Source organism: Clostridium brassicae (assembly GCF_026738875.1).
Taxonomy (GTDB): Bacteria; Bacillota; Clostridia; order Clostridiales; family Clostridiaceae; genus Clostridium_H; species Clostridium_H brassicae.
Window position 1 is genome coordinate 104885 of the sequence record NZ_JAPQFJ010000007.1, and the last position, 12761, is coordinate 117645.

A 12761-nucleotide genomic window follows, 5' to 3' on the forward strand; every position below is an offset into this window, starting at 1 on the left:
ACAAAACCTTCTGCCAATTAACAGGATAAAAAATGTATATTTTATACATAAATATAGATACTAACTACAGGAGGTGTTATTTTGGAAAAATCAATATTAACAGAAAATCTAAAAAACAATATAAGCTTAATTTCATCTAAAATACCTTCAAATTTTAATTTTGTAAAAAGAGATTTAGTATTAAAAGGAAATATAAAGTGCACACTCTTATATATAAACGGACTTGCAAATCAGGATTATATTGAACAAGGAATAATTTATCCTCTTTTATTTAAGATAGAGGAAAACTTAGAAAACAACATCAACCTTCCTAAATATATTTCTGAACGATATATATCTTGTTATGATTGTAAAATAGTTAAAGAGTTACTTACCATTTGCTATAGTTTAAAACATGGGAAATGCGTAATATTAATAGATAATAATGATTCATGCCTTATTTGCAATACTACAGGAGGAAGCTATAGAAACATCACTATATCAAATATAGAAAACACTATAAAAGGCGGTAAGGATTCTTTTATTGAGAGCTTAGAGATTAACCTTGCTCTTTTACAACAAAGATTTAAAAATGATTACTTTAAAATAGAAAACTATGTATTAGGAATCGATAGTCAAAAAGACGTGCTCTTAATGTATGTAGATAACATTGTAGACCATAAGCTTCTAAATCAAATTAGAGAAAAGCTTAAATCTATAAGTTTACCCTATCTTGGTAGCGTAGACTATATTGCTCAATGCTTTCAAACTACAAAATTAAACATTTTGCCTCAATCAAAAACAACTGAAAAACCTGATAAAGTAGTTTCAGACTTACTTCATGGCAAGGTTGCTATTATGATGGATGGTTGCCCACAAGTACTTATAGTACCTGCAGTTTTTATAGAATTTTTCCAATCTGTAGAAGATTATTCAGATGAGCTTCCTCTTGCAAACTTTATAAGAATATTGAGAATTTTGGCCACTTTTATCGTACTTACAATTTCACCAGTATACTTAACTTTGTTAGAATATAACGCCGCATTATTACCCTTACCTTTAATTAAGATACTGATAAACTCTAGGCTTGGAATACCCCTTAGCCCCTTTTTAGAAGTTTTGTCTATGGAGCTTATTATTGAATTTTTAAGAGAGGGAGGATTACGTCTTCCTTTTCCAATAGGTCAAACCTTAGGTATTGTGGGTGGTATAGTTTTAGGAGAAGCTGCAACTAAAGCTGGCTTAGTTAGTAATGTAACCCTTGTTATTGTATCTATAAATGTAATCTCAACCTTTATAATACCTAATTATGATGCTACCTTGTCCATAAGGTTTTTAAGGTTTCCTTTGCTTATATTAACAAAATTATTTGGCTTTTTAGGTTTAATATTAGGTTTGTATTTCTTATTTTTGCATTTAATAAGTATGGATTCTTTTGGTATACCTTATTTTACTCCTTTTGCCCCTATTAGAGGTAGCCACTTAGAAGATTCAGCTATAAGAGGTCCTTTAAATGATTTAAATAAAGGACAAAATTTATTCAAGTTTACTAAAAATAAGGGGAATAAAAATGAATGATAAGATAACACACAATCAATATACTGCTATTATTTTAAGCTCTTTTATCGGCGTAGGAATAGTTTCTTTGGCATCGGAAACTAGTAAAAAAGCTCATCAATGTTCCTGGATATCAGTTTTAATGTCAGGAACATTTCCTCTTATTATACTACTTATATCATCTTATGTGGATAAAAAAATGAATCATGCAGATTTCTCATATATATTAGAAAATTTATATGGAAAGTTTCTTAGACAAATATTTTTATTTATGTTTTTAATAAATCCTATCTTGTTGCAGTGCCTAGTAATTTCAGGATACATAGAAGTACTGAAACTTTCTATATCTGTATACATTCCTAGTATCCTAATATTGTTATTATTAATTTTAATAATAATGTACACCACTACAAAAAACTTAACCATATTAGGCCGTTTATGTGAACTTTCCCTTTACTTTACACTGCCCTTACTATTTGTTCCTTTATTATATATTAATAATGGAAACAAGACCTATTTGATGCCTTATTTTGAGAATGCTAAAGCAATTATTTTTGCTATGCCAGCCAGCTTCCAAGCTTATTCTGGAGCTGAAATAAGCTTTTTTCTATTTGCTTTTATTTCAAATAGAAAAAATACTATAAAACATAATCTTTTTCCTGCTGGAATGGTAACCCTACTATATACTTTTATCACAGCTATAACAGTATATTTTTTTGGATGGACGTTAACTTCTAAAACGGACTATTCACTTTTATTTGTGTTTAAACTTGTACGTCCTGCTATTTTCTCTGACTTTACTTCCTTTTTTATGATAATTTGGAGTACAGCAATACTAATAACCTTATCAGTTGAACAATTTATGATGTCCTACTGTATATCAAAAATATTTAATTTAGATTATAAAAAAACTAATTATATAAACATCCCTATAATTTTATTACTAAGTCTCATAACTACAATGAATAAAGACTTTAGGATACAGATATTAAAACCTTTATATACATATGTATCAATATTAATCTTTATTTGGTGTATAGTAACCTTTATAGTTACTTTTTTTAAAACTAGAAAAACACAAGGTAAGGAAATGTAAATGCGAATGTTTTATTCATAATTATAAATATTAAGTATGGAAAGTGTTATTTTAGAAATGTAATATTGAGATAAAATCTAAAAACATTATCCATTTAACTCTACATAAAATATCTTTAAAAATAGGGGAATATAAAAATGAAAAATAAAATAACACATAACCAATATACTGCTATTATCTTAAATTCTTTTATAGGAGTAGGAATAGTTTCTTTAGCATCTGAAACTAGTAAAAAAGCTCATCAATGCTCTTGGATATCCGTTTTAATATCAGGCATATTTCCTCTTTTAATGCTACTTGTTGCTTCTTATGTAGATAAAAAAATGTATCATGAAGATTTTTCATATATATTAGAAAGTTTATATGGAAAATTTTTAGGTAAGTTGTTGCTACTTATATTTTTAATAAACGCTTTTTTATCTCAATCTTTAATAATATGTGGATATATAAAAATCCTAAAACTTTCTATATCTGTATACATACCTAGTATCATAATATTAGTATTAATAATTTTAATAACAATGTATACAACTACAAAAAAGCTAACTACATTAGGCCGTTTATGTGAACTTTCTCTTTATTTTACAGTACCCCTACTATTTCTTCCTTTATTAGATATTGGTTTTGGCAACAAAACCCATTTAATGCCTTGCTTTGAAAATGCTAAAGCTATAGTTTCTGCTATACCAACAAGCTTTAATGCTTATGGTGGATCTGAAATAAGTTTTTTTCTATTTGCTTCTATTTCAAATAGAAAAAATACTACAAAACATAATATATTTCCTGCTTTAATCGTAACTCTAATATATACTTTTATAACTGCCATAACAGTATATTTTTTTGGATGGACGTTAACTTCTAAAACGGACTATTCACTTTTATTTGTGTTTAAACTTGTACGTCCTGCTATTTTCTCCGACTTTACTTCCTTTTTTATGATAATTTGGAGTACATCAATATTGTTAACTCTTTCAATTGAACAATTTATTATGTGTTATTGTCTATCAAAAATGTTTAATTTAAATTATGAAAAGACCCTTTATATCGGTATGCCTTTTGTTTTATTGCTAAGTATCATAAACATAATAAGTAATGAATTTATGGTGAAAATATTAAAACCTATATTCAATTATGTGTTAATATTAATCTTTATTTGGTGTATAATAACCTTTATAGTTACCTTCTTTAAAAGTAACTATAAAAATAGTACTGAAAAATATAGATGATTATATAATGTAATCTAATAAATATAATTTAATGAATAAAAAACATCTACTTTTAAACTACATACTTTTAAAGAAGACATTAAATATCCCTAGGGGAAATTAATAATATAATTTTTACCTAGGGGATATTTAATCATTTTTCACATAAACTCACTTTATTATATAATTATACTTAAATTTTATTAAATTGCTTCAATCAATTAATATCATTTATATTTTTTTCATGTCTAATAAGCCACTCTTTCCTCCAAATACCTCCACTATAACCAGTTAAACTGCCATTAGATCCAATAACTCTGTGACAAGGTACTAATATGTTTAATATATTTTTCCCATTAGCATTTCCAACTGCCCTTACTGCTTTAGGATTTCCTATGAATTGTGCAATTTCCTTATATGTAACTGTTTTTCCAAAAGGTATTTTTGTAAGTTGATTCCACAGCTTGTTTTGAAATTCTGTACCATTCCAACTTACTTTTATTGTAAAATCTTTTCTTTTACCTTTAAAATATTCATCTAATTCGTTACAACATTTTATTAATAATTCATTTTCTTCATTAGGCTTTGATTCATCAACATACATGATTGATAAAATAACCTCTTCTGTTCCTTTTATTTCTATAATTCCAATAGGTGAATCATAGTAAACTCTGTATGTTTTACTCATTTTCTCTTTCCATCCTTATCAAATATTTTTCTTAAATGTACTTCAGTATATAAAACTAACCCTAAAGCTATTATCATAGAAAATAAATTAGATATTGATTTTGACGTATTTACCTTGTTTTTATATATAATGGTAACTATTGTTGAAAAAATTACACTTATAGTACCACCAACTATCATCATAAGTGCAGAAAATCGATTACCTTCTTCCCAGACCTCTTTGTTTTTTGTAGAAAATGGAGATCTATATCCATATATACTATTTGTGTGATTTGGAGGAAACAACTTGAACATAACCCCCACAACAATAAATATTATTCCTATGAAGGAATTAGTAAGTATTGGCATAAAAACCTCTCCTTAGCATATCATATTAGGCTATATTTTAAAAATTATTTATTTAATATAATAAAAATATTTTTAAATTTAAAATAAACCTTTAATTAACATTATATTTATATAATAACATATTTTTCTAATTTTTTTAATATTTTTCATCCATTTTTACCATTAAAAGTTAATATTAGTGATATGCTGTATAAAACTATCATAATAAGTTGTTAATAAATACTATACTCCTATCATAAAATTAAATAGAATTTATACATGGAGGATTAGAATATGTACTTTAATTATGGTTTTTCACCTTACTACTGCCCTTATACAAACCAATTTATGAGACATTCTCAAATGCCATCTGAGAATTATGCAACAGCAATCTTAAAAGGAGGCCCTTTGGCCCCAAATCTCAAAGGAGTTGTGTATTTTGTAGATGTACCTTATGGTACTGAGGTTTTCGTAAAAGTAACTGGACTTCCTAGGTTTAAGCCTGGTACAAAAGATACTCAACCTATTGGACCTTTTGGATTCCACCTTCATAGTGAAGGATGTTGTGAAATTGGAGATCCTAATAATCCTTTTAGTTGTGCAAAAGGACATTATAATCCAACAAATCAACCTCATGGTAACCACGCTGGAGATTTCCCAGTATTATTTTCTAATGATGGATTTGCCAAAATGAGTTTTTTTACAAATAAATTTAAGGTATCTGATATTATAGGTAAATCAGTTGTAATACATGAAAATCCTGATGATTATAGAACTCAACCTTCTGGTAACTCAGGTAAAAGACTAGCTTGTGGAATTGTTTCTATTCAATAAATATTAATTTTTAATAACTAGTAACCAATTCCAGTAACTAACCTTTTAATTGATATCTCCAATTACTATCAACTATATTCATAAATTCACCTATATTTGTTCTTTTAGAAATTAGCAATTAATAACTAATATTTTCCCATGATATGTTATTTAATTACTGGATACTGGTTACTGATATTCTATTCTCCCATTACTTGAAATACTATCTCTCGAACCCTGTCTCTTGTATCACACTCTATTAAAGTTAAGTTTTGCCAAGGTCCTATAGTTAATTTTCCATTTACAAAAGGTATAGTTATAAATGGTGATAAAAGAGCTGCTTTTATATGGCTTGAACCATTATCATCATGCCATGTATCATGATGTTTATAATGAATTACTCTTCCAGTTTCGTCTATATATGGAGAAAAAATATCCATAGCTGCTTTTAAATCATTATATACAATTCCTGGCTCAAACTCTAAAGTTGTAAGTCCTGCTACTCCTCCTGTCGTAAATCCAGTAATTATTCCATTCTTGATATCTTTAACATTCAAAGCCTCATCAATAGCACCTTGAAAATCTTCTGTTACATCTATCATTCCCATATGTGCTTTAGTATTATATTGTTTCATAACTGTATGTACTGACATAAAAATAACCTCCTCTATTGCTTGCTAAACTAATGATATTATACCAATTCATAAAAAATTATCAAAGCTCTTTATCTTTTATTATACTGCTTCTTAGCATACTATAATCAATTTACAATAATCCCATTTTACTTATTAGTATCCAGTTACCATTCACTAGTATATAGTTGTCACTATGTTATGCTTTTGGTATAATAAGTTAAAATATTTTTTAGTTAATTTAATAAAAACGCAATAAAAATACTTACGATAAGGGTGATAAGATGGTTGTAGAAGTTTATCCTAATATTTATATGCAAGAAATTCCTTTACCTAAAAATCCTTTAAGAGCGATTAATAGTTATATTATTCTGTCAGAAGACAGAAATTTAATCATAGACTCAGGATTTAATACTGAAGAATGTAGAAATGCATTCATGGAAGGTATTAATGAACTAGGTATAGACCTTAATAAAACTGATTTGCTTGTTACTCATTTACATTCAGACCATTCTGGTCTTGCTGCTGCTTTAAATAAAGAAGGTGCCAAAATATATGCTGGTAAAATTGACGGTAAAATGATTAATGAAATGGCAGGACAAGCTTACTGGGACAAATTTGAAGGATATAAAAAACTATTTGATCTTGAAAAAGACAATGTATCTTTTGATAACCACCCAGGATATAAATATTGTCCCAAAGAACCTATTGAGTTTATATCTCTTGATGAAGGTGATTCAATAAATATTGGTCATTACTCTTTTGAAGTAGTTAATATTCCAGGTCATACTCCAGGACACATAGGTTTATATGAAAAAAACCACAAATTATTTTTCTGTGGAGATCACATATTACACAAAATAACTCCTAATATAGCTTTTTGGGGATTTGAACAAGATATATTATCTGTTTATTTCAACAGTTTGAAAAAAGTACATGAATACGATATAAAACATCTTTTTTCAGCTCATAGAAGCACTGTAGCTGATCACAAGGAAAGGATACATGAACTTTTAAACCACCATGATGCTCGTCTTAATGAAATTATGGAAATAATAAAAGATGATAAAAAGTCAGTAAGAGATACCGCTGCTAATATGCATTGGGAATTAAAGTATGATACATGGGAAGACTTTCCTAACCCTCAGAAATGGTTTGCATCAGGAGAAGCTATGTCTCATTTAGAGCATTTATATTCTATTGGGAAAGCTGATAGAACAGAAGAAAATGGAATCTTATATTATAAATTAAAATAATTAATTGACTATGTTTTAATAGATTGTTGATACTCTTTTAAAACATGAGCAAATAATAAAAGTAGAGTTATCTTAAAATAATTTTGACAGCTCTACTTTTATTTTATTTAAAATTAGTTAGACTTAATATAAAAACCTTTTTCAATTGCTTTTGTAGGACATTCTCCCACACACTCTCCACATCTTATACATTCCATACTATTAGGTTTCTTATAAACCTCTATATTCATCTTACATTTTCTTGAACACGCCTTACACATAGTACATTTATCCCTGTCCACCTTTAATTTATAGAAACTTATAGGATTAAATAAAGAATAAAATGCTCCTAAAGGACAAATATATCTACAAAACGGCCTATATATAACAATAGAAAGTAAAACAGTAATCACTAAAATGGTAACTTTCCATTTAAACAAAAATCCAACAGTAGCCTTCAAGGATTCGTTCATTAATACTAAGGGTATTCCACCTTCTAGTGTTCCAGCAGGACAAATGTATTTACAAAAATAAGGATCACTCATCCCTACATCATTAACTAGAAACATAGGAAGCATTATTACAAATACTAATAAAATAATGTATTTTAAGTACTTTAAATAGTTATTTACTCTCTTATTAACCTTGATTTTAGGGAATGGTATTTTATGTAATAAATCTTGAATAAATCCAAAAGGACATAGCCATCCACAAATAAATCTACCAAATATAACACCCATTAAAGACATAAATCCAACTATATAAAACGAAAAATTATATTTTATACTTCCTATTACTGCTTGAAGGGAACCTATAGGACATGATCCTAAGGCTCCTGGACAAGAATAGCAATTTAATCCTGGAACACACAATTTTTTAGAATTACCTTTAAATATACTTCCTTCAAAAAAACCTTTTATATTAGCATTAGTTGCTACAGTTGCAATTATTTGAGTTAAAGTCCTTTTATCCAATTCCTATACACTCCAAACATATATTAACCGCTTTTTTTAAAACTGTATTCACTTCATTTCTATATATTCCAACACCCATGAGGCATATACTTCCTAGTAAAATACCGTAAGTTACCACTTTCCTTTTGCCCATACTATTTTCACCCTTTATATATTTTTACTTTAAGTTTATTTTATATTTTTTACTAAATCTAATGCTTCTTTCTTTATAGCTTCAATATTAGCTCCAATAATTGGTTTGCCTACTATATTGCCATTACTATCAACAAATATAAAAGTTGGAGTTCCTGTTATAGTTTTTAATATACCATTCTTCAAAATTTCATCTGGTACTATATCAATATATTTTACACCTTTTTTCTCAACAATGTTCTTAGCTACTTCTGTAGTTTCCTCATCCAGTGCATCAATAACAATTCCCATTACGTTTATTTTATCTTTCTTTAATTCTTCTTGTAATTTTTGAAGTTCAGGCATAGCTTGAACACAAGGACCGCAAGTAGTAGCCCATATATCTACTATTGTCAATTTGTTCTCTTTAAAAATGCTCTTATCTACTGTTTTGCCATGAATATCTTTAGTCTTAATATCTCCAATATTTTTAACTCCACTATTTTTAATTTTCTCTTCCTCAGTTACTGCTATAGAAATTTTTATTGAATTCTTAAACTCTTTAATTGAATCACATATTTCTTTAAATTCTTTTTTAGAACTATCTGATAACCCCTTATCATCATATTGATCATTATATAAGAAATAGAATTCGTAATTACCTTTTTCTCCTAATTTATCATGGTTTTTAAAATCAGCAAACATCTTATCTTTTGCTGCCTTTGTTGCCTTATCTTTATTGAAAATAACTATATTTAATAACTTTTTACTCTTTTTTTGAAGATCCATAACCACTTTCATCTGCTCTTCTTCTGTCTTTACTTTTTTCATTTTATCTTGTAATTCATTAACATCTTCCTTTGATATAAATGCAAATCCAACTTCACCAAACACTTCTCTTTTTTTATCCTCTTCTCCAGCACCACATGGTTCTGGTCCAAGAGTATTGCTTTTTGAAGCCTTTAACCAAGAATCAGGAAGTATGTACTCTATTCCAAAGCTTTCAAATTTAACTATTTTTTCACTATCAATATTCTTTTTCTGCGTTTGTTCAGTATTAGTTTTATTTTCAACTGCTTTATCTTTTGAAGTTTTGCCACATCCTACTACAGAGAAACATAGAGCCAAAACTATAATTCCTGATAAAAATTTTCTTTTCATATTACCACTCCTTAAGTCACTTATTTATATCATATGTAATTATAATTCATAACTGCTAACTAATCTATTCCTTTACCTTACAAAATATGATAATAAACTTACAATATCGTAAGTTTGATAAATTTTATCTTATTTGTTAACATCTTTAGAATTTTTAATTTACTATACTTTATTCGATTTCTAACCATTCTAATACTCCTATTTTAAAGAAAATGGGGGTATTAGAATAGCACGCCCTGGATAACGGTTTTCCCTAATAACGACTTCTAAGAACTCTGTTAATAACTTTCAGCTGGAATAAAACTCTACCTGAAACCAAAAACCCTATTTATAAAATTATTTAAAAAACAAGAAACTAGTTATCAACTAGTTTCTTAGATTCTATTATTTTAATTTAATCGTTTCTCCATTTTTAAAAATTATATGACCAGATTCATAAGGCTTATTGTTTACTGTTAACAAAACTTCACTTGTGTTATAGTAATTTCCTATAGTGTAAGCAACACAGTTAAGTATATCACCTTCTAAACTAGCTCCTGCATTCATATCCTTAATAAAATCCTGTGACAAATCAATATATGAAATCTTACCTTCATTTTTTATTCCCATTTCATTTATCTTTACATTCTTAGTAAAACAAGGTATTAACCCTTTCACTGGTGGGTTTTTAAGATTTTTTTCAAATACTTTTCTTATATCTTCATTAGTCTTGAAATTAACATTTATATATTGAGTCTTTCTAATAAAGTCTGTGTCTGTTGATTTTATATAATTAAACTTAATTTCTTCTGTTATTGCTTTATCTTTATTAATTTCTTTTATTTCAGTTATTACTTTAAGTCCTTTATTTTGTTTATCTTCATATATGGACTTTACATGTCCTATATCTTTAACATAATAATCTAAAGTTGTACCATTCTTTCCTTCTGTTTTTATTTCTAAAGCTTTTAATTTTCCTATCTTAGTTTCTATATCCTTATTAATTGCTGTAATACTTCTCTTATCTCCACTAGAAGTAGTCCATATATTACCTACTTTTATCGGTGATTTAATCAAAATATCTTTATTCCCTTTGAATTCTTTTTGAATACAATTTTCTCTATGATAAACTTCTCCTTTAGAATACACCAAAGATACTTCGTTTTCGGTTTTCTCTATAATATTTACAGAAGTTGTTCCTGAGGTTATTATTCTTAATTGCATTTTATTATCTTCAATGAAGTCTGGGTAAATATCTTTAGAAGCATATTCACTACCTGTCCCTTCATATTTATATTCTGTATTTTTAGTAAAAGGATAATAGTCAGAAGCTTTTCCTTGAATTTCTTCTTTTACTTCTTCTTTCACTACTTGTTTTGTATTACCATCACTTTGAACTTGCTCTGTTTTATTTGATGTATTATTTTCATTTTTCACACTTTTCTGTCCACAACTACATAATACTAGAGGTATTGTAATTAATAGAATTAGTTTTTTCATTGTTATATCCTCCTAATATAAGTTTATTTATACTTATAAAGTATTCAGTAACACAAGTATAGTAAAAGTTTCCTTATTAAAATATTACCACTAATATTGAAATATATGAAGTATTTTTATTTAAAATAATTTATCATTTTACTGTAGTCCCACTTCAACATCTCTAGTATAATTTTATCTCCTTGTTTTTTCCTCACTATTGCACATGTATTACCTGGCATCTTTACAATATCTTTTTCCTTTAAATTTTTTACGTTTGATTTTTTATTAATTTCCTCAGCTATCTTTTTATCCATTTCAAAAGTTTTTATATTATCTTTCCACTTATATGTTTCTGTTCGAATCTCATAAGTTTTTCCTAAACAATACTGTGCTTTACCTCTTAAACTGAAAAAACACTGAAGATATATTTTCTCGTCATTATCATGTACAAAAAATAAACAACTATCATATTCAAATATATCTTTTCCAAATATATCTTTATATTTATCTTTGTTTTTATTAAAAAATTCTTTTAATTTTTCTTCAGAATATGAAATAGCTCTTGGCATATTTATGCGGAATTCTCCATCTCTAATTTCAGTATTTCTCATAGTTTCTAAACAAATTTCTTTTAGCGGCTCTTTTAAATTCTCATCCATTTTTTTCTTATAATATTTCTTGCCTATAGCACCTATAATAATAGCTGTCATACAAAGTGTAATTACACCTGTTTTTAGTTTGGTTCTTTTCCCCATAATAAACTCTCTCCCCACTGTAAGTCAATCTTTTAAAGTTATGCTATAACAATTCGATAATATATATAATAATAACCTAGTGTTTTTACATTATAATATATGTTTATGTTATTTTCAAATTATGAGTTTAAAACTAAACTTATTCGTGTTTTAGCATTGAATAAATAAGTTGGTCATATTTGTTTTCATTAATCCAATAATGTTCCCTCAATCTTCCATCTAATTTGAAATCAAATCTCTCTAAAAGTTTTATTGAAGGGAAATTATTTGAAGATGTGGTTGCGTATATCTTATTTAAATTCAGTTCATAATCCTTGAAAGCTACTTCAATGAACTTATTCAACATAATACCACCTAACCCTTTGGCTCTATTATTCTTAGGTAAATAATATCCAAATTCAGCACTATGGTTTCTTAGATTTAAATCAAATAAAGTTATTTTGCCTAAAGGTATATTCCAATTATCTTTTTTTACCAATACATAGATTTTTGATTTTTTTCCTAAAATTGACTTTAATGTTTTACAGGCATATTCTTTAAATGATTTATGTGATGTTAAAGGTCGGCAAGTGTAATATTCAAAGTGTTCTTCTTCAATATTCCAATTATATAATGTACGAATATGTTGTTCTGTCAATAAAAGCAATTGATACTCTTTATCTAATTGTTTAATCTTACTATCCATAATCTCCTCCGTATTGCTATTAGACTTTTTATCCTATGTCATTTACAAATATTTTTTATTATTTTGCTTATCATACTTAAAAT

At 27.2% G+C, this 12761-nt stretch carries 14 protein-coding genes; 5 read left to right on the plus strand and 9 right to left on the minus strand.

Features of this window, described 5'->3' with window-relative positions:
• The first annotated feature begins 81 nt into the window (after window positions 1-81).
• From OW729_RS08575 to OW729_RS08585, 3 genes are all read left to right on the plus strand, one after another.
• Window positions 82-1557, plus strand: a complete 1476-nt coding sequence (locus tag OW729_RS08575) for a spore germination protein (RefSeq protein WP_268061077.1) — start codon at window positions 82-84, stop codon at window positions 1555-1557.
• A complete protein-coding gene (locus tag OW729_RS08580) occupies window positions 1550-2632 on the plus strand; it encodes a GerAB/ArcD/ProY family transporter (RefSeq protein WP_268061078.1) in 1083 nt (360 codons plus the stop codon). Before OW729_RS08575 ends, OW729_RS08580 begins: the two co-directional genes overlap by 8 nt.
• A gap of 137 nt (window positions 2633-2769) precedes the next feature.
• On the plus strand, window positions 2770-3858 hold the full coding sequence (locus OW729_RS08585; RefSeq protein WP_268061079.1) for a GerAB/ArcD/ProY family transporter: 1089 nt from the start codon (window positions 2770-2772) through the stop codon (window positions 3856-3858).
• 196 nt (window positions 3859-4054) lie between these two features.
• On the opposite strand, the gene OW729_RS08590 is transcribed toward OW729_RS08585, so the two are convergent.
• Complete coding sequence (locus OW729_RS08590; RefSeq protein WP_268061080.1) at window positions 4055-4525, minus strand: methylated-DNA--[protein]-cysteine S-methyltransferase; 471 nt, start codon at window positions 4523-4525, stop codon at window positions 4055-4057.
• Complete coding sequence (locus tag OW729_RS08595) at window positions 4522-4872, minus strand: SdpI family protein (protein ID WP_268061081.1); 351 nt, start codon at window positions 4870-4872, stop codon at window positions 4522-4524. The genes OW729_RS08590 and OW729_RS08595 overlap by 4 nt, the downstream gene beginning before the upstream one ends.
• 273 nt (window positions 4873-5145) lie before the next feature.
• Here OW729_RS08595 and OW729_RS08600 point away from each other — a divergent pair, with 273 nt between their 5' ends.
• Complete coding sequence (locus OW729_RS08600) at window positions 5146-5685, plus strand: superoxide dismutase family protein (RefSeq protein ID WP_407647652.1); 540 nt, start codon at window positions 5146-5148, stop codon at window positions 5683-5685.
• A 179-nt stretch (window positions 5686-5864) separates the two neighbouring features.
• Here OW729_RS08600 and OW729_RS08605 read toward each other — a convergent pair whose 3' ends face one another.
• Complete coding sequence (locus OW729_RS08605; RefSeq protein ID WP_268061082.1) at window positions 5865-6317, minus strand: YjbQ family protein; 453 nt, start codon at window positions 6315-6317, stop codon at window positions 5865-5867.
• A 263-nt stretch (window positions 6318-6580) separates the two neighbouring features.
• Here OW729_RS08605 and OW729_RS08610 point away from each other — a divergent pair, with 263 nt between their 5' ends.
• Window positions 6581-7552 (plus strand): MBL fold metallo-hydrolase, encoded by a 972-nt coding sequence (locus tag OW729_RS08610; RefSeq protein WP_268061083.1) that lies wholly within the window; start codon window positions 6581-6583, stop codon window positions 7550-7552.
• Window positions 7553-7665: 113 nt separating this feature from the next.
• Here OW729_RS08610 and OW729_RS08615 read toward each other — a convergent pair whose 3' ends face one another.
• The 6 genes from OW729_RS08615 to OW729_RS08640 form a co-directional block, all read right to left on the minus strand.
• Window positions 7666-8505, minus strand: a complete 840-nt coding sequence (locus OW729_RS08615; RefSeq protein ID WP_268061084.1) for a 4Fe-4S binding protein — start codon at window positions 8503-8505, stop codon at window positions 7666-7668.
• On the minus strand, window positions 8498-8638 hold the full coding sequence (locus OW729_RS08620; RefSeq protein WP_268061085.1) for a CD1871A family CXXC motif-containing protein: 141 nt from the start codon (window positions 8636-8638) through the stop codon (window positions 8498-8500). The genes OW729_RS08615 and OW729_RS08620 overlap by 8 nt, the downstream gene beginning before the upstream one ends.
• A gap of 35 nt (window positions 8639-8673) precedes the next feature.
• On the minus strand, window positions 8674-9777 hold the full coding sequence (locus OW729_RS08625; RefSeq protein WP_268061086.1) for a TlpA disulfide reductase family protein: 1104 nt from the start codon (window positions 9775-9777) through the stop codon (window positions 8674-8676).
• Between the two features lie 384 nt (window positions 9778-10161).
• The gene (locus OW729_RS08630) at window positions 10162-11256 is read right to left on the minus strand and encodes a GerMN domain-containing protein (protein WP_268061087.1); all 1095 of its coding nucleotides are present in this window, start codon (window positions 11254-11256) and stop codon (window positions 10162-10164) included.
• 116 nt (window positions 11257-11372) lie between these two features.
• A complete protein-coding gene (locus OW729_RS08635; RefSeq protein WP_268061088.1) occupies window positions 11373-11993 on the minus strand; it encodes a hypothetical protein in 621 nt (206 codons plus the stop codon).
• A gap of 139 nt (window positions 11994-12132) precedes the next feature.
• A complete protein-coding gene (locus OW729_RS08640) occupies window positions 12133-12678 on the minus strand; it encodes a GNAT family N-acetyltransferase (RefSeq protein ID WP_268061089.1) in 546 nt (181 codons plus the stop codon).
• Window positions 12679-12761: the final 83 nt, after the last annotated feature.